This is a genomic window from Bradyrhizobium sp. 33ap4 (assembly GCF_032654765.1).
GTDB lineage: Bacteria > Pseudomonadota > Alphaproteobacteria > Rhizobiales > Xanthobacteraceae > Bradyrhizobium > Bradyrhizobium australafricanum.
In genome coordinates, this window is record NZ_JAUMTJ010000058.1 from 26,739 (window position 1) to 47,722 (window position 20,984).

Genomic DNA, 20,984 nt, shown 5'->3' on the forward strand with positions numbered 1-20,984 from the left:
GTGGCGGCGGTCGATCATACTGCGCTTCCGCCTCCCATGCATATCGTTCGTATACGAATGATCCTGCGCGCGAGCCCGTGACCTGTCAAGCGGCCTTTGCAATCAAACCGTGCCCTTCGCGTGCGCACCCTGTTCATAAAGCGGGCACGCGCTGCAGCGCGGCATGCCGCCGCTTGCACGTTTGTATACAAACGTTATCCTCGTCGGCGATCCGACGCTGACGTTGCAGCGCAAACATCAAGGGAGAACCGGGGCAATGCGCCTGACCGTGAACGGCAGGAATCATGATGTCGACGCCGCTCCCGACACCGCATTGCTTTACGTGCTGCGCAACGACCTCGAATTGAACGGACCGAAATACGGCTGCGGGCTCGGCGAGTGCGGCGCCTGCGCGGTGCTGATCGACGGCGTCGCTGCGCGTGCCTGCGTGATTCCGATCGAGGGCTGCGCCGGCCGCAACATCGTCACGCTCGAAGGTCTCGGCAGCCGCGAGCACCCCGATCCCGTGCAGGATGCCTTCATCCACGAACAAGCCGCGCAGTGCGGCTATTGCCTCAATGGCATGATCATCACCACCAAGGCCTTGCTGACGCGCAATCCCAATCCGTCTGAGCATGAGGTGCTGGAGGCGCTGCGCTACAACCTCTGCCGCTGCGGCGCGCATATCGAGATCATCCGCGCGGCGATGCGTGCGGCCGGCCACGCGCTCGAGGCGCGCGATTGATGGTGGACGCACGGGCTCCTGAGCAACGCCAGCGCGGCTCGCTGTCGGTCGTCCGCCCTGCGGTGCTGGGCGCCGAAGATGAGTTCGAGACCTTCATCACCATCACGGCCGACGGCACGGTCAATGCCTATAACGGCCATGTCGATCTCGGCACCGGCATCCGCACCGCGCTCGGTCAGATCGTTGCCGAAGAGCTCGACGTCTCCTTTGCCCGCGTCGTCGTGATCCTCGGCGACACCGCCGTGGTGCCGAACCAGGGCCCGACGATCGCAAGCGAAACCATCCAGATCACCGCCGTTCCCCTGCGCAAGGCCGCCGCGCAAGCGCGACACTTCTTGCTCGCACGCGCGGCCGAGCGGCTTGAGCTGCCGGCGAGTAGCCTCGCGATCGAGGACGGCCTGATCCGCGGCCACGACAACCGCAGCGTCAGCTATGGCGAGCTGATCGCTGACGAAACCATCCGGCTCGATCTTGCCGACGACGTTCCGGTCAAGGCCGTGAGCGCCTATTCCGTCGTCGGCAAGTCCGTGCCGCGCGTCGACGTGCTGGCGAAGGCCACCGGCGAGCTTGTCTACGTTCACGATGTGCGCGTGCCCGGCATGCTGCACGGCCGCGTGGTCCGCCCGCCTTACGCCGGCGTCGATGCCGGCCCGTTCGTCGGCACCAGCCTGATTGCGGTCGATGAAGCTTCGGTGCGCGATATTCCAGGCCTCGTCGCGGTGGTGCGGATCGGCGATTTCGTCGGCGTCGTTGCCGAGCGCGAGGAGAATGCGATCAAGGCCGCCGCGCAGCTCAAGGTGAGCTGGAAGCCGGGACCGGCGCTGACCGATCTTGCCGACGTGGAGAAGGCGCTGCGCGCCAATCCCTCGACGCCGCGCCAGCTGATCGACAAGGGCGACGTCGACGCCGCGCTCAAGGCGGCCGCCAAGCCGATGCAGCGGACTTATCTCTGGCCCTACCAGATGCACGGCTCGATCGGCCCGTCGTGCGCGGTCTCCGATTACAGCGAGGGCGCGGTCCGGGTCTGGTCCGGCACCCAGAACCCGCACATCCTGCGCGGCGACCTCGCGCTGCTGATCCAGCGGCCGGAATCCGAGATCGACGTGATCCGGATGGAGGCAGCCGGCTGCTACGGCCGCAACTGCGCCGACGATGTCTCCGCCGATGCACTGCTGCTGTCGCGCGCGGTCGGCCGTCCGGTGCGCGTCCAGCTCACCCGCGAGCAGGAACATGCCTGGGAGCCGAAGGGCACCGCGCAGCTGATGGACGTCAATGGCGGGCTCAACGCCGACGGCAGCGTCGCCGCTTACGATTTTGCCACGCGCTATCCCTCGAACGGCGCGCCGACATTGGCACTGCTGCTCACAGGGCGGATCGCGCCTGAAGCCGCGGTGTTCGAGATGGGCGACCGCACCGCGATCCCGCCCTACGACTACGAGAACATGCGCGTGATCGCCAACGACATGCCGCCGATCGTGCGCGCGTCATGGTTTCGCGGCGTCTCGGCGCTGCCGAACACCTTTGCGCATGAATCCTACATCGACGAGCTTGCGGCGGAGGCGAAGGTCGATCCGATCGAGTACCGGCTGCGCTATCTGAAGGACCAACGCGCGATCGATCTCGTCAATGCCGTTGCCGAGCGCGCCGGCTGGACGCCGCGCCCGGTGTGGAAAGAACCCGAGGCGGACGGCGATATCGTGCGCGGCCGCGGCTTTGCTTATGCGCTGTACGTGCACAGCAAGTTTCCCGGTTACGGCGCAGCATGGTCGGCGTGGATCGCCGATGTCGCCGTCAACAAGGCGACCGGCGATGTCAGCGTGACCCGCGTCGTCGCCGGCCAGGATTCCGGATTGATGATCAATCCGGAGGGCGTGCGGCACCAGATCGAAGGCAACGTGATCCAGTCGACCAGCCGCGCGCTGATGGAGGAGGTCTCCTTCGAGCGCGGCGCGGTGGCGGCGCGGGAATGGGGCGCCTACCCCATCATCAAGTTTCCTGAGCTGCCGAAGATCGATGTGTTGATGCTGCCGCGGCAGGATCAACCGCCGCTCGGCGTCGGCGAGTCCGCCTCGGTGCCGAGCGCCGCTGCGATCGCCAACGCGATCTATGACGCGACCGGCATCCGCTTCCGCGAATTGCCGTTCACACCGGAGCGCATTTTGAAGGGATTGCGCGGCGAGCAACCGGTCGCGCCCGCCCCGCTCCCGCCGCCTGCGCAGACGGCCGACCTCAACAGATGGCAGAATCCCTTTGCAAAGCGCGGCGGCGTGCTCGCCGGCATTGCCGCACTCTGCGCAGCGGCGATCGGCATCGGCGCGGCCGTGCTGCCCTGGCGCGCGATCGCGCCGATCGCCCGGCCCGACGCCTCGGTCTATTCCGCTGCGACGATCGCCCGTGGCAAGGAGCTTGCAGCGCTCGGCGCCTGCGCCGTCTGCCATACGTCGGAGCATGGCGTTCCTAACGCCGGCGGTCGGCCGCTGGAGACGCCGTTCGGCACCATCTTCACCACCAACATCACGCCCGACGTCGACACCGGCATCGGCGCCTGGTCCTATCCCGCCTTCGAGCGCGCGATGCGCGAGGGCATTCATCGCGACGGGCGCCATCTCTATCCGGCGTTTCCATACACGCACTTCGCCAGGACCAGTGACGCCGACCTGCAGGCGCTCTATGCCTATCTGATGGCGCAGGCGCCGGAGCGCGCCGAAACGCCGGCCAACGCGCTCGTCTTTCCGTTCAACCTGCGGCCGTTGCTCGCCGGATGGAATGCGCTGTTCCATCAGGCGCAGGCGTTCCAGCCCGATCCATCGAAGTCAGCGATATGGAATCGCGGCGCCTATCTGATCGAAGGGTTCGGCCATTGCAGCGCCTGCCACTCGCCGCGCAATGCGCTCGGCGCCGAACGGCAGCGCGCCTATCTCGCTGGCGGCTTCGCCGAGGGCTGGGAGGCGCCGGCGCTGACGTCGCTGTCGAAGGCGCCGATCCCCTGGAGCGAGGACGAGCTCTACGCCTATTTGCGCACCGGCGAGTCGCGCCTGCACGGCGTTGCCGCAGGGCCGATGGCGCCGGTCGTGCAGGAGCTCGCCGCGCTGCCCGACCAGGACATCCGCGCGATGGCGGTCTACCTCGCCTCGTTCAACCAGGGCACCGATCGGCCGGCCCACGATGCCATGGCCGCCAAGCTCGAAGCCGGCACCGTCGTCACCACCGCCGCCTCGGCCGGAGCGCGGATCTATCAAGGCGCCTGCGCGGTCTGCCATGAGGTCGGCGGCCCGCCGCTGTTCGGCAGCCGGCCGTCGCTGGCGCTGAACAGCAATCTGCACAGCGACGCGCCCGACAATCTGATCCAGGTGATCCTGCACGGCATCGCCAAGCCGGCCGTGACCGATCTGGGCTACATGCCGGCGTTCAAGGACAGCATGAGCGACGGCCAGGTCGCCGAGCTCGTCAGCTTCCTCCGGCGGCAATTTGCCCCTGACAAGCCGGCCTGGGCCGATGTCGCCGCCGCCGTCGGCCGTATACGGCAGACCATAGCGCGCTGACCTGCCATGTTCCGCCCGATACCCACTGGGCGGGCGGCGCCCGGCAGGCTAAGGTTCCCGCATGACCGTGACAGATATCGCGACCCGGACCTACAACCACGGCTGGCGGCTCGACCCGATCGTGCGCAGCCTGCTGGACACCGATTTCTACAAGCTGTTGATGCAGCAGATGATCCGGGAATGCTATCCGGACACGCGCACGACCTTTTCGGTGATCAACCGCTCGACCCATATCCGACTCGCCGAGGTCATCGACGAGGCCGAGCTGCGCGCCCAGCTCGACCACGCCCGCACCATCCGCTTCACCAAGAAGGAGCTGATCTGGCTCGCGGGCAACACGTTCTACGGCAAGACCCAGATGTTCTCGCCCGACTTCATCAACTGGCTGTCGAACTTCCGGCTGCCCGAATACGAACTGCACAAGGTCGACGGCCAGTACGAGCTGCATTTCCACGGGCCGTGGACCCACACCACGATGTGGGAGATCCCGGCGCTCGCGATCCTCAACGAGCTGCGCTCGCGCGCGGCGACCAAGACCTACGGCCGCTTCGCGCTCGACGTGCTCTACGCCCGCGCCAAGGCCAAGCTGTGGGCCAAGGTCGAGCGGCTGCGCAAGCTGGACGGCTTGCGGCTGTCCGATTTCGGCACACGCCGCCGCCACGGCTTCCTCTGGCAACGCTGGTGCGTCGAGGCGGTGAAGGAAGGCCTCGGCCCCTCCTTCACCGGAACGTCGAACGTGCTGCTCGCGATGGACAACGACCTCGAGGCGATCGGCACCAACGCGCATGAACTGCCGATGGTCGCCGCTGCGCTCGCCAATGACGACGAGGCGCTGCGCTGGGCGCCCTATCGCATCCTCGATCAGTGGCGCCACACCTATGGCGGCAACCTCTTGATCGCGCTGCCCGATGCCTTCGGCACCAAGCCGTTCCTGCGCGACGCGCCCGACTGGGTCGCCGACTGGACCGGCTTTCGTCCCGACAGCGCGCCGCCGATCACGGCCGGCGAAGAGATCATCAAATGGTGGAAGCAGAAGGGCCGCGATCCCAAGGAGAAGCTGCTGGTGTTCTCCGACGCGATGGATGTCGGCTCGATCGAGGAGACGTTCCACCATTTCAAGGGACGCGTGCGCGTCAGCTTCGGCTGGGGCACCAACCTCACCAACGATTTCGTCGGCTGCGCACCCGACGGCACCGCCGAGCTCGACCCGATCTCGATCGTCTGCAAGGTGACGTCGGTCGACGGACGCCCGGCCGTCAAGCTCTCCGACAATCCGGAGAAGGCGACCGGCATCCCCACAGAGGTGGAGCGCTATTTGCGCGTGTTCGGCAATGTCGGCCGTGTTCGCACCGCAGTTCACGTCTAACAAAGCGTTTTCAAGCGAAGTGGACACCGGTTCGCGTGAAGAAAACGCGTCAAATAAAAGACTCCTGCCAACCCACCACTCCCATCGACTGACCTGACGAGCTTCGCATGCCCGCACCCAAGCTGCCTGCCTTCGAAACCCTGAGCCTGCACGCCGGCCAGCGCCCCGATCCCGCGACCGGCGCGCGCGCGGTTCCGATCTATCAGACCACGTCCTACGTGTTCCAGGATGCCGATCATGCCGCGGCGCTGTTCAATCTGGAGCGCGCCGGCCACATCTACACCCGCATCTCGAACCCGACGACCGCGGTACTGGAAGAGCGGATCGCCGCGCTCGAATGCGGCGTCGGCGCGATCTGCACCGCCAGCGGCATGGCCGCGATGCATCTTGCGATCGCAACCCTGCTCAATGCCGGCGACCACATCGTCGCCTCCGCCTCGCTCTACGGCGGCACCATCAATCTGCTGGCGCACACGCTGCCGCGGTTCGGCATCACCACGACCTTCGTGAAGCCGCGTGCGCTCGACGAATTCCGTGCCGCGATCAAGCCGAACACCCGCCTCGTGATCGGCGAGACCATCGGCAATCCCGGGCTCGAGGTGCTCGATATCCCGGCGGTCGCGGAGATCGCGCATAATGCGAAGATTCCGCTGCTGATCGACAATACCTTTGCGACGCCCTATCTCAGCCAGCCGATCGAGCTCGGCGCCGACATCGCGATGAACTCGGCGACCAAGTGGATGGGCGGCCACGGCATCGCGATCGGCGGCGTCATCGTCGATGGCGGCCGGTTCGACTGGCGCGCCTCCGGTAAATTCCCGCAGCTCACCGAGCCCTATGCCGGCTATCACGGCATCGTCTTCGACGAGCAGTTCGGCAAGGCCGCCTTCATCATGCGCGCCCGCACCGAGGGCCTGCGCGATTTCGGCGCCTGCCTGTCGCCGACCAACGCGTTCCAGCTCTTGCAGGGCATCGAGACGCTCGGCGTTCGCATGGACCGCCATGTCAGCAACACCCATGCGGTGCTGGACGCCCTCGCCGCGAACAAGGCGGTCGACTGGGTGCTGCATCCCTCGCTGGAGACGCATCCGGATTACGCGCTCGCCAAGAAGCTGTTGCCGCGCGGCGCCGGCTCGATCGTCAGCTTCGGCATCAAGGGCGGCCGCGCCGCCGGCAAGAAGTTCATCGAGTCCTTGAAGCTGATCAGCCATCTCGCCAATGTCGGCGACGCCAAGACGCTGGTGATCCATCCCGCCAGCACCACGCACCAGCAGATGGATGCCGGGCAGCTCAAGGCCGCCGGCATCGGCGAGGAGCTGGTGCGGCTGTCGGTCGGCATCGAAACCGCGCAGGATATCATCGACGATCTCGGCCAGGCGCTGCGCGCCTCGCAAAGGACTTGAGCGCCATGCAGCTTTCCGTGAACGGATCAGACACCTTCATCGCGACCGGCGGCAAGCCGTTCGATCCGTCGCTGCCGGCGGTGGTGATGATCCACGGCGCCGGCTTCGATTCCTCGACCTGGGCGCTGCACAGCCGCTGGTTCGCCCATCACGGTTTTTCCGTGCTGGCACCCGACCTGCCCGGCCACGGCCGCTCCGCCGGCAAGCCGCTCCCGACCATCGCCGAGATGGCCGACTGGATCGCGGCGCTGATCACGGCGGCCGGCGCGTCGAAGGCCCGATTGATCGGCCATTCGATGGGCTCGCTGATCGCGATCGAGACCTCGGCGCGGCATCCCGACAAGGTCTCCGGCCTCGCGCTGATCGGCACCGCCGCGACCATGACGGTCGGCCCCGATCTGTTGAAGGCCGCCGAGGCCAATGACGTCGCCGCGATTGACATGGTCTCGATCTGGGGCCTCGGCTTCAAGGCCGAGCTCGGCGGCAGCCTCGCGCCGGGCCTGTGGATGCACCAGGGCGCGCAGCGGGTGCTGCAGGAGGCGAAGCCCGGCGTGTTATACAATGATCTCAACGCCTGCAACGCCTACCAGAACGCGCTCACGGCTGCTGCCGCGGTCAAGGTGCCCGCCACCTTCATCCTCGGCGAGCGCGACATGATGACCCCGGCCAAAGCCGGCAAGACACTCGCCGCCGCGACGCCGAATGCGCGCACCGTGGTGCTCGCGGGCGCCGGCCACATGATGATGGTCGAGCAACCCGACGAGTTGCTGGCGGCGCTGCAGTAGCGGCAACGCGGGCTCCGCTTCCCGCCACCATCCAAAATATCGAAAACAACCCCATGCAAAGGAGCCACGCGGCCGCCGACACTCGGACAAGCAACCTTGACACGTCGGGCAACTCAATATAATATTCTATTATTCCGAACATTTGCAAACGCGCCTGCGCAACGTCAACTTGACCGCACTAGACACGTGCGGCGTGCCCTCGCGTGTCGTACGGCCCGCTTCAGCGAGGGCAGTAGAGGTTTCCCGCAGGGCTGCTTGCCACGCTTCGGCCTCGCATGCGCAAGCCTTCGGGCCATTTCCACGGTCTCAGGCTTCTTGCTCGGCCATGGAGTTGCGACCTTCCACCTTGAAGCGGGTGCACCGATTGCGGTCCCGAGCGCGATTGAGCTTTGCCAACAGCACAGCCTTCTCAAACTCAGGATATGCCATCAGGAACCTGCTTGATGACCCGAGTGGTTGGCGCGTCAGCCAGGAATGAGGTTGGGCTATCGGGGGCGACGAGGTCGAACCCGCGAGCCTTGAGCATCGCAGATGTCTGCAGCCGAAGCAGTCTTCAGACAGGAAGATACAATATTCTTATGAATTAACAATGACTTGCGCCAAGATCCAGTATCGCATCTCTGAGAAATAGATACACATTCAGCCGAATGCAAAGCGCGATTTAGTTGTCTAGATTTCGCTTTGCATATCCTGGACGAAATGTCTCAAGTCATCGCGGCGGGCAAGCGTGCTGAGCCGATAATGCTTGCGTCGCAATGGTATTTCGCGCTCTCAATCGCGACGGACGCATATGCTCGTCCTTCAGCACAACAATTGGCCGGTAGCGCTGAACAGAAAACGCCCGAGGAACTGCTGGCGAAACTGCAATAGCAACACCCGATGCCCTCCTCCCTTCTCGCCTTGTGAGAGAAGCTGGCGCGAAGCGCCGGATGAGGGGTTCTCTCCGCAGAGGAGTTCGCGGAGACACCGCTTCGCTGCGGGATGCACCCTCTCCCACATCCGCCTTCGCCAGGCTACGGCGGACATGAGGGGAGAGGGTGCATCCCGCACGCGGCGAGAGCAATCACTGCTTCGCCGGCTTCCTCCCGATCGGATGGATCTCGATCGCGCGCAGGCGGCCGAGGCGGAGCACGTCCATCGACAGGGTCCGGTCGATCCGGCTGTGGTCGAGCGCGCGGATCAGATCGTCGACGCCGTTGATCTCGATGCCGTCGAGCCTGATCACGACGTCGCCCGGCAGCAGCGCGGCGCGCGCGGCCGGGCTGTCCGGCTCGATCTGCATCAAGAGCGCGCCCATCTTGTTCTCGACACCGGCCAGCACCGCGTGGCGCCGCGGCACCGGCGCGGTCTGGCCGGCGACGCCGATATAGGCGCGGCGGACATAGCCATGGCGGATGATCTCCGACAGCACGAACTGCGCGGTGTTGCTGGCGACCGCAAAGCAGATGCCCTGCGCGCCGTTGATGATTGCGGTGTTGATGCCGATCACCTCGCCCTTCGACGACACCAGCGGCCCGCCGGAATTGCCGGGGTTGAGCGCGGCATCGGTCTGGATCACGTCCTCGATGGTGCGCCCGCTCACCGAGCGGATCGAACGTCCGAGCGCCGACACCACGCCGGCGGTGACGGTCGATTCGAAGCCGAGCGGATTGCCGATCGCGACCACGAGCTGGCCGCGCCGCAGCGTCTTGGAGTTGCCGAGCGACGCGTAAGGCAGATCGCGCGCGCCATCGGCCCGCAGCAGCGCGAGATCGGTGTCGGGATCGACGCCGAGCACATGGGCGTCGGTGACGAAGCCCTCGGTATCGCGCAGGCGGATCTCCTTCGACGATCCGACCACGTGGCTGTTGGTCAGCACGAAGCCATCGGGCGAGATCACGATGCCCGAGCCGAGCCCGCCGCGCTCGCGCGCGTTGCGCAGCTTCGGCCCGGTCTCGACCCGGACCACGGCCGGGCCGACGCGGTCGGTGACGTCGATCACGGCATTCGAATAGGCATCCAGCAAAGCCCGGTCGTTATCCTGGGCAGCATCGGCCGTTCGCGGTGACGGCGTGTCACCGGCGGTATCTGAGGTAATATCCAGCATGGCGAGAGTCCTTTGGTCTCCTCAGATGGTGACCGGCTCCCCGCGCCGCAAGTGGTTACGCCCTGCACCTGCCCGGATGGCTAGGGCTGCGTCTCTGACGCGCGATTGACTCAGTGTCATTCCGGGGCTCGCGAAGCGAGAACCCGGAATCTCGATGCACGACCTCTGGATTCCCCGATGCGCGATTGCGCATCTGAGGTTCGCGACTTCGTCGCGCCCCGGAATGACGGAATGGACTGTCAAGTCACGGACACAACGCTAGGTCGCCCGCCGCAGCGTGCCGCCGCGCGCCCTGACCGGATCGAGCAGCGACCAGTCGCCCTCCGGCAGCACATGGCCTTTCGGGAACGGCGCGCGCAGCTCGAGGCCGAGCGAGCGCAGCACGCGGTCGTCGCGGTAGTAGCATTGCAGCACCACGCGGACGAGCGTCGCCGCGGCAGCACCGCCACGGCTACGAAACTCCCGCGCCACCGCATCGCGCCCGGCATCGTCGAGCTCGGCGAGCGGCTTGCCCGCGAGATCAGCCAGATGATCCAGCGCCTGCGCGACCAGCGCGGTGTCGCGGCCGAGCGTCGCCAGCATGTCGGCCTGGATCGCGGCATCGTCCGCACCCGGCACCTTGTACTCGTCACTTTCGGGAACGATCATCGCGGCGACGGTGCGCAGATCGGCGCGCTGGGCTGCGGTCAGTTGTTTTGCATCGGACATGGACGGTCTCAGTCGAACAGGTTGGCGAGGCGCTGCTTCATCTGGTCGGCGATGTAGAGCGCAAGGGCCTGGATGGTGGAGGTCGGGTTCACGCCGCCCGAGGTGACGAAGATGCTGCCGTCGACGATGAAGAGGTTCTTCACGTCGTGCGAGCGGCCCCATTCGTTGACCACGGAGCGCGCCGGATCGGTGCCCATCCGCGCGGTGCCGAGCAGATGCCAGCCGCCCCACGGGATCGGATCGTTGATGCAGATGTCGGTGGCGCCGGCGGCCTCGAGAATCTCCCGGCCGCGCGCCAGCCCGTGATCCATCATCTTCCGGCTGTTCGCGCTGATCGTGTAGTCGATCTTCGGCGCCGGGATGCCGTGGCTATCCTTCAACACGGGATCGAGCGTGACGCGGTTGTGCTCCTCCGGCAGATCCTCGCAGATCGCCGATACCGCGAGACGATGGCCGTTGAGCTTGCGGAACACGCGGTGATGATCCTTGCCCCAGGGCAGGATGCCCTTCTGCTCGCTCGCGACCGCCTCGAACACCGGCCCGGCGCCGCGGCCGAACTGGATGCCGTAGCCGCGGACGAAGCCGCGCGACAGATCGGTGTCGTAGAACTCCTTGCTCCACAGGCAGGTCGGCGGCGCGCGGTTGCTGTCGGTCGGCTCCTTCACGAAGCCGTAGATCTGCGCGTAGGGGTGGAACATCAGGTTCTTGCCGACCAGGCCCGACGAGTTGGCGAGGCCATTCGGGAATTTGCCTGACACCGAATTGAGCAGCAGCCGCGGCGTGCCGACACCGTTGCAGGCGATGATGACGACTTCGGCCGGCTGAAACTGCTCGACGCCGTCCTTGTCGTAGTAGACGACGCCGGAGGCCATGCCGTGCTCGTTGGTCAGGATCTCGCGTACCCGGCAATGGGTCTTGAGCTCGACCCCGGCGCGGACCGCGTGCGGCCAGTAGGTGATGTCGGTCGAGGCCTTGGCACCCTGCGCGCAGGCCGGCGTGCAATGGCCGAGATTGATGCAGCGCGCCCTGCCCTCGTAATCCATCGTCGCCACGGTCGTGTCCGACGGCCACCAGTGCCAGCCGAGCTTGTTCATGGCCTTGCCGATCAGCGGGCCGGATAGCCCGAGCGGCTGCTGCGGCATCGGCGGGTGGCTCAGCGGCGACAGCGGATCGCCCGACAGGCCCGAGACGCCCATCATCCGATCGTTCTCCTCGAAGAACGGGGTGAGCGCGTCGTAGTCGATCGGCCAGTCATCGGCGACGCCGTCCAGCGTCTTCACCTTGAAGTCGGACGGATGCAGCCGCGGCCAGTGCGCGGTGTACATCACCGTCGAGCCGCCGACGGCGTTGAAGTTGACGACCTTGATCGGCGAATTGTCGTCGTTGATCGGATAGTCCTCGGGCCGCTTGCGGACGTTCGGGCTCGACGACCACTCGCCGTAGAACTTCGCCTCCCAGTCGCGCCCGGTGCTCGGATATTCGGCCGGATTCATCCAGCCGCCCTGATCGAGGCAGAGGATATGCATCTTGGTATCGGCGAGGCTCCAGGCCACCGCGGCGCCGGAGGCGCCGGCGCCGATGATCAGGACGTCAACGGGATCGTTCTTCATTCTTGTTCCTTGATCTTTATGACCCCGTCATTCCGGGATGGTCCGAAGGACCAGACCCGGAATCTCGAGATTCCGGGTTCGATGCTCTGCATCGCCCCGGAATGACAACCCCACAACTTCAATTGACGATTCTCACCGGCAAGCTTCGTATACCGCGGATGAAATTGGAATAGAGCCTTTGCGGCGGGCCCATCATCTCAAAACGCAGATCGCGCGCCAGAACCTCCTCCCAGAGGATGCGCAGTTGCTGCTCGGCCAGGCGGTCGCCGACGCAGCGGTGGACGCCGGCGCCGAAGGCGAGATGCTGGCGCGGCTTGGCGCGGTCGATGATGAATTCATCGGCACGCTCGATCTTGTCCTCGTCGCGGTTGCCGGAGATGTACCACATCACGACCTTGTCGCCCTTCTTGATCCGGCGGCCGGCAAGCTCGACGTCGTTGCGTGCGGTGCGGCGCATGTGCAGCACCGGCGTGTGGTAGCGGATGGTCTCGGACACCAGGTTCGGGATCAGCTCCGGCCTCGCGCGGACCAGCTCGAACTGCTCCGGATTCTCGCACAGCGCCATCAGCCCGGCCGACATCGAATTGCGCGTGGTGTCGTTGCCGCCGACGATCAACAGCCCGATCGTGCCGATGAACTCGCGCGGCTCCAGATTCCTCGTCGCCTCCGAATGCGCCAGCATCGAGATCAAATCGAAGGTCGGCGGCGCATCGACCCGCGCGTCCCACAGCTTGCGGAAATATTCTCCCATCTTGACCAGCTCGGCGGTGCGTTCCGCCTCCGAATGCACCACCGCGTCGGGGGATTCGACGTTGGCGATCGCGACATCCGACCACCAGGTCAGCTTGGCGCGGTCTTCCGAGGGAAAATCGAACAGCGTCGCCAGCATCATGTTGGTGAGGTCGACCGAGACCCGCTCGGCCCAGTCGAAGGTCTCGTTGCGCGGCAGCGCATCGAGCACGGCTGAGGTGCGCTTGCGGATCAGGGCGTCGAAATTGGCAAGGTTCGACGGCGCCACGATCGGCGCCACCGTGCGGCGCTGCGCGGTGTGGCCGGGCGGATCCATGCGGATGAAGCTCGGCCGTTCCTGCCCCTTCGGCTGGTCCGCGACCTGGATACCGCCAAGCTCGGAGGCCGACGAATAGTTCTGGTGATCCAGCTCGACCGCGAAGATGTCGTCGTAGCGCGTCACCGACCAGTAGGGGCCGTAGGCCGACGCGTCGCAATAATGCACGGGATCGTCGCGGCGGAGCTGCGCGAACAGCGGCCGCCAGGTGTCGTCCTGATAAAGCCGGGGATTGCTGACGTCTATGGACGTCGGCCTGCGCAGCGCCTCTCCCATCGCTTCACTCCCGTTAGGTTCCGTCGCCGCTTGGCGGGCGATCGTCCTGTCGGGCCGACGATAAAGGGAATCCCGCGGCCGAGTAAAGCCGCGGGGCGGACAGTCCGCCGCGCGGAATGCGCGCGGGCCGACGCACCCGGCAAATCCCGATAGCTGCTCCGCTCCGCGATGTTTGTCGGCAGCAGGAAGACCGGTTAGCCTTGCGGGCAATCAATCCATCGGGGAGCAACGACAGGTGGCCGAATTGCGCCAGGACAACACCGCCCAGACGGCTGCGCTGGACTACGACGTCATCATCATCGGCGCAGGCTTGTCCGGCATGTACCAGCTCCACCGGCTGCGCGAGCTTGGGCTCAGCGCGCGCGTGTTCGAGGCCGGCACCGGCGTCGGCGGCACCTGGTACTGGAACCGCTATCCCGGCGCACGTTTCGATTCCGAGAGCTATTCGTACGGCTACTCGTTCTCGAAGGAGCTGCTCGAGGAATGGGAGTGGTCGGAGCATTTCGCCGGCCAGCCCGAGACCTTGCGCTACTGCAACTATGTCGCCGACAAGTTCGACCTGCGCCGCGACATTCAGTTCGAGAGCCGCGTCGCGTCCGCGATCTACCAGGACGACACGCGAAGCTGGCGGGTCACACTCGAAAGTGGCGCGCAGCACTCCTGCCGCTTCCTGATCACCGCGATCGGCCCGTTGTCGACGCCGACCCTGCCGCGCATCGAGGGCCGCGACGATTTCAGGGGCCAATCGTTCCACACCGCGCGCTGGCCGAAGGAGAAGGTGGATTTCACCGGCAAGCGCGTCGCCGTGATCGGCACCGGCGCGACCGGCATCCAGACCATCCAGACCATCGCCGGCGAGGTCGGGCATCTCACCGTGTTCCAGCGCACCGCCAACTGGGCGGCGCCGCTGCACAACGGCAAGATCGACGCCGAGACGCAAGTCAGGATCAAGGCCGGCTATCCCGAGATCTTCGCGCGCTGCAAGGAGACCTTCGCCTGCTTCGTGCATACGCCCGATCCGCGCGGCGCGTTCGAGGTGAGCGCGGAGGAGCGCGAAGCGTTCTACGAGAAGCTCTATGGCGAGCGCGGGTTTGGCATCTGGCAAGGCAACTTCAAGGATATCCTGATCGACCGCGCGGCGAATGCGACGATCAGCGATTTCGTCGCGCGCAAGATCCGTCAGCGCGTGAAGAACCAGGCGGTCGCCGAGATCCTGATCCCGAAGAACCACGGCTTCGGCACGCGGCGGCTGCCGCTCGAGACCTTCTATTACGAGGTCTACAACCGCGACAATGTCGAGCTGGTCGATATCAAGGAGACGCCGATCGAGCGGATCACGCCCGAGGGCATCCGGACGACCGACAAGGACTACGCCTTCGACATCATCATCTACGCCACCGGCTTCGATGCCATCACCGGCAGCTTCGACAAGATCGATTTCCGCGGCGCGCACGGTGCGCGGCTGAAGGAGAAATGGACGCACGGCCCGGAAACCTATCTCGGGCTGATGGTCGACGGCTTTCCCAACATGATGATGCTGATGGGCCCGCACACCGCGCTCGGCAACATCCCGCGCAGCATCGAATACAGCGTGGATTGGGTCACCGGGCTGATCCGCTTTGCGCAGGAGAGAGGCCTGACCTTCCTCGACGCGACGCCCGAAGGCACCGCCGACTGGACCGAGCATGTCAAGGCGCTCGGCGTCGGCCTGCTCTCAAACGAGGTCGATTCCTGGATGACCGGCATCAACCGCAACGTCGAGGGCAAGCAAACCCGCATCGTCGCCCGCTACAGCGGCAGCGCCCCGGCATATCGCGCGCGATGCGACGAGGTGGCGGCGAAGGGGTATGCGGAGTTGCGGTTGGGGTAACTCTCTCAATGACGCGAGACGCCCGCCCACCCGCCGCCGTCGTCCCGGCGAAAGCCGGGACCCATAACCACAGGGTTGGGTTGTTGAAGGAGGCTATGGCCCCAGCACCGTGCAACAATGACCATCGGTGGTTATGGGCCCGGCCTTCGCCGGGACGACACCGAGTTTGATGCACGATCTAACTCGCCCTACGCCACCCTACCACGCATCGATGCACGGCCGCTTGCGGTGGGTCCGCGGCTCAGCTTTCGGCACCGAGCGCAAGCCGGCCATGATCCAGTGCCTTGTGTCGGCGGGATCGATCACCTCGTCGATCTCGAGCACCGAGGCGATCGAGACCGCCTTGCCGTTGGCGTAGAGCTCGGCGACCTTGGTCTGGAAATACTTCTCGCGCTCGACCGGGTCCTCGATCGCATCCATCTCCTTGCGGAAGCCGAGGCGGACATAGCCTTCGAGACCCATGCCGCCGAACTCGCCGGTCGGCCACGCCACCGTGAAGAACGAGGCGTGGAAGCCGCCGCCGATCATCGACTGTGCGCCGAGGCCATAGCCCTTGCGCAGCACGATGCCGAACAGCGGCACCGTGATGCTGGCGCCGGTGACGAACATCCGCGCGACGTGGCGCACGATCGCGGTCTTCTCTGCCTCGGGGCCGACCATGAAGCCCGGCGTGTCGCAGAGCGAGACGATCGGAATGTCGAAGGCGTCGCACAGCTGCATGAAGCGCGCGGCCTTGTCGCCGGCAGGTGCGTCGATCGCCCCGCCGAGATGCTTTGGATTGTTGGCGATCAGGCCGAACGGCTTGCCCTCGATGCGGATGAAGGCGGTGATCATGCCGACGCCGAAATCGCGCCGGATCTCCAGCACCGAGCCTTCGTCGGCGATCAGGTCGATCACGTTGCGGATGTCGTAGACCCGCAGGCGATTTTCCGGGATCGCACGGCGCAGCAGCCGCTGGTCCGGCGCCTTCCAGTCCTGCACCGCGCCCTGGAAGTAGGACAGATATTTCTGTGCCACCGTGGTCGCCTCGGCCTCGTCCTCGACCAGGATGTCGATCACGCCGTTCGGCGACTGGAACGAGACCGGGCCGACCTCGGCCGGATGGTAGACGCCGAGCCCGCCGCCCTCGATCATCGCCGGACCGCCCATGCCGATCGACGCATTTTTGGTGGCGATGATGACATCGCAGACGCCGAGCATCGCGGCATTGCCGGCGAAGCAATAGCCGGAGACCACGCCGACCACGGGCACCAGTCCGGAGAGTTTTGCGAACTGCACGAAGGACGGGCCGTCGAGGCCGGTCATGCCAAGCCGGTCGGTATCGCCGGGACGCCCGCCGCCGCCCTCGGCATAGAACACCAGCGGCATGCGCCACTGCTCGGCGAGGCCGAGCATGCGGTCGATCTTCTTGTGGTTCATATGGCCCTGGGTGCCGGCGAGCACGGTGTAGTCGTACGAGATCACCATGCAGCGCGCGCCGTCGGCGCCGAAATCCTTGGCGTTGACGGTGGCGACGCCTGATATCAGGCCGTCGGCCGGGGTGTTCTTGATGAGATCCTCGACCTTGCGGCGGCGGCGCTGCGCCGCGATCGCGAGCGACCCGTATTCGACGAACGAGCCCTCATCGACCAGCTGCGCGATGTTCTCGCGCGCGGTGCGCTGGTTGGTCTTGCGGCGGCGCTCGACCGAGGCCGGGCGGTTCTCGTCCAGTGTGATCGCCTTACGCGCGATCAACTCGGCGAGGTCAGGCCGGATGTGATCGAGATCGATCGCGGCCTCTTCCGCCGCGTGATGGCCGTCGACCTCGGCAGGCTCGAGGAACAGGATCGGCTCGCCATGCATCAGGGTGACACCGATGCCGCCCGCGATCCTGGTCACCCGGCCGCCATGTGGTGCGGTGACGAGATGCTCCATCTTCATCGATTCCAGCACCGCGATCTGCTGGCCGGGCCGAACCAGATCGCCCTCCGCGACCTCGATCGCCACGATCGTGCCCTGCAGCGGCGCGGGCACCGGGAGCGATCCCTCGGGGGCGGCTTCGACAGCAACGGCCTTGGTCGCAGCCGCCTCGCTCACCTCGATCAATGGTGCGGCGAGATCCTGCGCCGCGCCGACCAGCGCCGCAACATGGGTGTCGATGAAATTGGTGCTGATCTTGTTCCGGCCAAAGCTCTGGTGCGCCAGGATGGCGCCGAGGAACGGGATGTTGGTGGCGACGCCGCCGATCCGAAATTCGCGCAAGGCGCGCGATGCCTTGTGCACCACGTCGGTCCACTTTGGGCTCGGCGAATGCACGATGACTTTTGCCAGCAGCGAGTCGAACGCGGCAGAGGTCCGGTAACCGGAATAGCCGAACGTATCGACGCGAACGCCGGGGCCGGACGGCAGGTCGAACACACTGAGCGTGCCGCCGGTTGGCTTTGTGATGCCCTTCTCGTCCATCACCTCCATGTTGACGCGAAGCTGCATCGCATAGCCGCGCGGCAGCGGCACGGTGGCCTGCGCCAGCCCAAGCGAAGCGAGCGTGGCGCCGGCGGCGACCGCGAGCTGCGCGCGCACGAGGTCGACGCCGAGCACCTCCTCGGTGACGGTGTGCTCGACCTGGAGCCGTGGGTTGGCCTCGATGAAGGCGAAGGCACCCTCGCCTTCGCCGGCTTCGTCATCGACCAGGAATTCGAAGGTACCGAGATTGTCGTAGCGCGCGGCGGTCGCGAGCTGCTTCGCCGCTTCGATGATGCGCGCACGCATGCCATCGCTCAGCGACGGGCTGGGCGCCACCTCGATGAGCTTCTGGTTGCGGCGCTGGATGGTGCATTCGCGCTCCCAGAGATGGCTGATGACGCCGTGACGGTCGCCGATGATCTGCACCTCGATATGGCGGGCCTTGCGGATCAGCCGCTCGACATAGACCGCATCGCTGCCGAACGCCGCCTTGGCCTCCGACTGGCAGCGCGCATAGGCCTCGTCGAGCCTGGCGGCGTCCTCGACCAGGCGCATGCCGCGCCCGCCGCCGCCGGCGATCGCCTTGATCATCACGGCGGCGCCGGCGCCGAGCGCGGCGAAGAACGCCTTTGCCTCGTCGAGACTGGTCGCGCCTGATGTGCCGGCAATGATCGGGACGCCGCATTTTTTCGCCAGCGCCTTTGCCTTGGCCTTGTCGCCGAACAGATCGAGCGCCTCTGGCGACGGGCCGACGAAGGTGATCTTCTCCTCGGCACAGCGCCGCGCCAATTGGGTGTTCTCGCTGAGGAAGCCGTAGCCCGGATGCAACGCGTCGCAGCCTGCGGCCTTGGCCGCCGCAACCACCGCCTCGATGTCGAGATAGGCCCGCGCGCCGCGGCCCGGAATCTCGCGGGCCTCGTCGGCGGATCGGACATGCAGCGAGGCGGCATCGTCGGCGGGATAGATCGCGACGGTCGCGATGCCGCTATCGGCAGCGGCGCGGGCAATCCGGATCGCGATCTCACCGCGGTTGGCAATCAGCAATTTCTTGAAGGACATGATCGGTTCCGTAAGTTTGCTCACCTCGCCCCGCTTGCGGGGAGAGGTCGAAATTTGCGCGCAGCGCGAATTTCGGGTGAGGGGGACTCTCCGCGAGCTCGCCTGCGGAGACTCCCCCTCACCCGAAGCCTACGCTTCGCTTCGGCTTCGACCTCTCCCTGCAAGCGGGGCGAGGTGATGAGCGCGCGGCATCCCGTACACATTTGCACTAGCGATCCTTCATGGTCGGATCGAGCACGACACGCAAGGATTCCCCGAGCGCATTGAACGCCAGGGAGACGACGAGAATGGCAAGACCCGGCGCATACATCTGCTCCGGGGCGATTTCCATGTATTGATAGGCGCGCGCCAGCATCGCGCCCCAGCTCGGGTCCGGCGGCTGGATGCCGAGGCCGAGGAACGACAGGCTGGCTTCGGCCAAGAGGGCAGCGGCGAGCAAGAGCGTCACTTGCACGATGACCGGCTGCAGCGTGTTCGGCAGCACGTGCCGCCACAGCAAATGCCATGTCGGCGCGCCGAAGCCTCTGGAGGCATCGACATAGAGCTCCTGCCGCACGATCAGCGTGCGGGCGCGGACGATGCGCGCCAGCGCCGGAAACATCGTGATGCCGACCGCGATCATGCCGTTGGTCAGCCCGATGCCGAGCGCGCCGGTGACCGCGATCGCCAGCACGATGGCGGGGAACGACAGGAAGGTGTCGATGATGCGGCTGATGATGTCGTCGATCCAGCCGCCGAAATAGCCGGCGATGAGGCCGACCGGCAGCCCGATCAGGACCGCAACGCCGACCGCAAGCAGGCTGGCGTAGACGGTGGCCGGCGCGCCGTAGATCAAACGCGAGAAGATGTCGCGGCCGAGGTCGTCGGTGCCGAGCAGATGGGCCGGCCCCGGCGGCGCCAGCATGTTGTTGACGTCCTGCGCGGTCGGCGCATAGGGCGCGATCCAGGGCGCACCGATTGCGACGACGACGAGCACCACGAGCACCAGGATCGACAGCGCGGCGCGGAGGTCGCCGGCGAGCCAGCGCGCAAAGCGCCGCAGTCGCGTCGGCCGCGCCGGTGCCTTCAGGGGTGCAAGCGCCACCTCGGTCATTGCTCGATCCTCGGATCGACCGCGGCGCAGAGCAAATCGGTGATCAGGTTCACCGCGATCACAACCACCACCATGGTGAAGACGACGCCTTGCACGATCGGGAAATCGCGCTGGATCGCGCCGCGCACGATCAGGCTGCCCAGGCCGGGAATGGCGAACACCGCCTCGATCACCACGGTCGCCGCCAGCATGCGGTTGACCAAAAGGCTGATGATGGTGAGCAGATTGACGCCGACATTCTTCAGGCCGTGCTGCCAGAGGATGCGGGACATCGACAGCCCCTTGGCATGCAGCGTGCGGACATATTGCGACGACAGCACCTCCAGCAGCGCCCCGCGCAGCTGGCGCGCGACCTCGGCCATACCGTAGGCCGCGATCGCGATGCCAGGCAGCAGCGCATGCCTGATCGCATCGACCGGCGAGGCGCTGAAGGATTTTGCGCCGGTCGCCGGCAGCCAGTTCAGCTTCAGCGAGAATTCCGCCACCAGGATCATCGCGAGCCAGAAGCCGGGCACCGCGACGCCGAGCGACGCCAGCATGCTGATCAGCTTGTCGATCCAGCCGTTCGGCTTGATCGCGGCCATCACGCCCATCGGGATGCCGGTGACCAGCGCCAGCGCCAGCGCGATCACGACGATCAGCAGCGTGTTCGGAAACGCGCGCCCGATCGAGTCCGCGACCTTCTCGCCGGTCAATAGCGATTGCGAGAGATCGCCTTGCGCGACATTGCCGAGCCAGGCGCCGTATTGCACCAGGAACGGGCGGTCGAGGCCGTAGATCTTCCTGATCTCGGTGATCCGCGCGTCGGTCGCGTTGTCGCCCGCCAGCGTCACGGCGATGTCGCCGGGCACCAGTTTGAGCAGCGCGAACACCATGAAGGTCGCGAGCAGGATCACGGGCAGCGCCTGCACGAGGCGGCTGCCGACGACCTTGACCGGTGACCGCCGCGCCATC

14 protein-coding genes are annotated in these 20,984 nt (G+C 66.1%); 7 read left to right on the forward strand and 7 right to left on the reverse strand.

What is annotated here, in order from left to right; all coding sequences use genetic code 11:
* Positions 1-256 precede the first annotated feature (256 nt).
* The 6 genes from Q2M23_RS33945 (at position 257) to Q2M23_RS33970 (ending at position 8,690) form a co-directional block, all read left to right on the forward strand.
* Complete coding sequence (locus tag Q2M23_RS33945) at positions 257-724, forward strand: (2Fe-2S)-binding protein (RefSeq protein WP_076827089.1); 468 nt, start codon at positions 257-259, stop codon at positions 722-724.
* The gene (locus Q2M23_RS33950; protein WP_316398383.1) at positions 724-4,266 is read left to right on the forward strand and encodes a molybdopterin cofactor-binding domain-containing protein; all 3,543 of its coding nucleotides are present in this window, start codon (positions 724-726) and stop codon (positions 4,264-4,266) included. Before Q2M23_RS33945 ends, Q2M23_RS33950 begins: the two co-directional genes overlap by 1 nt.
* A 61-nt stretch (positions 4,267-4,327) precedes the next feature.
* Positions 4,328-5,632 carry a nicotinate phosphoribosyltransferase gene (gene pncB / locus Q2M23_RS33955; RefSeq protein WP_092082610.1) on the forward strand — a complete coding sequence of 435 codons (1,305 nt, stop codon included), beginning with the start codon at positions 4,328-4,330 and terminating at the stop codon, positions 5,630-5,632.
* 107 nt (positions 5,633-5,739) lie between these two features.
* Positions 5,740-7,035, forward strand: coding sequence for an O-acetylhomoserine aminocarboxypropyltransferase (locus Q2M23_RS33960; RefSeq protein ID WP_316398384.1), 1,296 nt, complete (start codon positions 5,740-5,742; stop codon positions 7,033-7,035).
* Between the two features lie 5 nt (positions 7,036-7,040).
* Positions 7,041-7,820: an alpha/beta hydrolase gene (locus Q2M23_RS33965; RefSeq protein WP_316398385.1), complete on the forward strand. Its 780-nt coding sequence runs from the start codon at positions 7,041-7,043 to the stop codon at positions 7,818-7,820.
* Between the two features lie 681 nt (positions 7,821-8,501).
* Positions 8,502-8,690, forward strand: coding sequence for a hypothetical protein (locus Q2M23_RS33970; protein WP_316398386.1), 189 nt, complete (start codon positions 8,502-8,504; stop codon positions 8,688-8,690).
* Positions 8,691-8,883: 193 nt separating this feature from the next.
* On the opposite strand, the gene Q2M23_RS33975 is transcribed toward Q2M23_RS33970, so the two are convergent.
* The 4 genes from Q2M23_RS33975 to Q2M23_RS33990 all read right to left on the reverse strand — a co-directional run bounded on the left by Q2M23_RS33975 (position 8,884) and on the right by Q2M23_RS33990 (position 13,566).
* Positions 8,884-9,906, reverse strand: coding sequence for a S1C family serine protease (locus tag Q2M23_RS33975; protein ID WP_316398387.1), 1,023 nt, complete (start codon positions 9,904-9,906; stop codon positions 8,884-8,886).
* Between the two features lie 258 nt (positions 9,907-10,164).
* The gene (locus Q2M23_RS33980) at positions 10,165-10,614 is read right to left on the reverse strand and encodes a hypothetical protein (protein ID WP_057017567.1); all 450 of its coding nucleotides are present in this window, start codon (positions 10,612-10,614) and stop codon (positions 10,165-10,167) included.
* Between the two features lie 8 nt (positions 10,615-10,622).
* Positions 10,623-12,224, reverse strand: coding sequence for a GMC family oxidoreductase (locus tag Q2M23_RS33985; protein ID WP_057017568.1), 1,602 nt, complete (start codon positions 12,222-12,224; stop codon positions 10,623-10,625).
* A 118-nt stretch (positions 12,225-12,342) separates the two neighbouring features.
* Positions 12,343-13,566 carry a cytochrome P450 gene (locus Q2M23_RS33990; RefSeq protein ID WP_316398388.1) on the reverse strand — a complete coding sequence of 408 codons (1,224 nt, stop codon included), beginning with the start codon at positions 13,564-13,566 and terminating at the stop codon, positions 12,343-12,345.
* A gap of 235 nt (positions 13,567-13,801) precedes the next feature.
* Between Q2M23_RS33990 and Q2M23_RS33995 the strand changes: the two genes are divergently transcribed.
* Entirely contained in the window at positions 13,802-15,436 is a 1,635-nt protein-coding gene (locus Q2M23_RS33995; RefSeq protein WP_316398389.1) for an NAD(P)/FAD-dependent oxidoreductase, read from the forward strand.
* Positions 15,437-15,634: 198 nt separating this feature from the next.
* Here Q2M23_RS33995 and Q2M23_RS34000 read toward each other — a convergent pair whose 3' ends face one another.
* The 3 genes from Q2M23_RS34000 to Q2M23_RS34010 form a co-directional block, all read right to left on the reverse strand.
* Positions 15,635-18,937: a carboxyl transferase domain-containing protein gene (locus Q2M23_RS34000; RefSeq protein ID WP_316398390.1), complete on the reverse strand. Its 3,303-nt coding sequence runs from the start codon at positions 18,935-18,937 to the stop codon at positions 15,635-15,637.
* A 208-nt stretch (positions 18,938-19,145) separates the two neighbouring features.
* Positions 19,146-20,030, reverse strand: coding sequence for an ABC transporter permease (locus Q2M23_RS34005; RefSeq protein WP_316398391.1), 885 nt, complete (start codon positions 20,028-20,030; stop codon positions 19,146-19,148).
* Entirely contained in the window at positions 20,027-20,983 is a 957-nt protein-coding gene (locus tag Q2M23_RS34010; RefSeq protein ID WP_057015154.1) for an ABC transporter permease, read from the reverse strand. Before Q2M23_RS34010 ends, Q2M23_RS34005 begins: the two co-directional genes overlap by 4 nt.
* Position 20,984 lies beyond the last annotated feature (1 nt).

Coding starts and splice junctions, on each gene's coding strand:
- Q2M23_RS34010 (WP_057015154.1), bottom strand. CDS start 20,983: ATGGCGCGGCGGTCACCGGTCAAGGTCGTCGGCAGCCGCCTCGTGCAG.
- Q2M23_RS34000 (WP_316398390.1), bottom strand. CDS start 18,937: ATGTCCTTCAAGAAATTGCTGATTGCCAACCGCGGTGAGATCGCGATC.
- Q2M23_RS33960 (WP_316398384.1), top strand. CDS start 5,740: ATGCCCGCACCCAAGCTGCCTGCCTTCGAAACCCTGAGCCTGCACGCC.
- Q2M23_RS33950 (WP_316398383.1), top strand. CDS start 724: ATGGTGGACGCACGGGCTCCTGAGCAACGCCAGCGCGGCTCGCTGTCG.
- Q2M23_RS33945 (WP_076827089.1), top strand. CDS start 257: ATGCGCCTGACCGTGAACGGCAGGAATCATGATGTCGACGCCGCTCCC.
- Q2M23_RS33990 (WP_316398388.1), bottom strand. CDS start 13,566: ATGGGAGAGGCGCTGCGCAGGCCGACGTCCATAGACGTCAGCAATCCC.
- Q2M23_RS33980 (WP_057017567.1), bottom strand. CDS start 10,614: ATGTCCGATGCAAAACAACTGACCGCAGCCCAGCGCGCCGATCTGCGC.
- Q2M23_RS34005 (WP_316398391.1), bottom strand. CDS start 20,030: ATGACCGAGGTGGCGCTTGCACCCCTGAAGGCACCGGCGCGGCCGACG.
- Q2M23_RS33975 (WP_316398387.1), bottom strand. CDS start 9,906: ATGCTGGATATTACCTCAGATACCGCCGGTGACACGCCGTCACCGCGA.
- Q2M23_RS33965 (WP_316398385.1), top strand. CDS start 7,041: ATGCAGCTTTCCGTGAACGGATCAGACACCTTCATCGCGACCGGCGGC.
- pncB (WP_092082610.1), top strand. CDS start 4,328: ATGACCGTGACAGATATCGCGACCCGGACCTACAACCACGGCTGGCGG.
- Q2M23_RS33985 (WP_057017568.1), bottom strand. CDS start 12,224: ATGAAGAACGATCCCGTTGACGTCCTGATCATCGGCGCCGGCGCCTCC.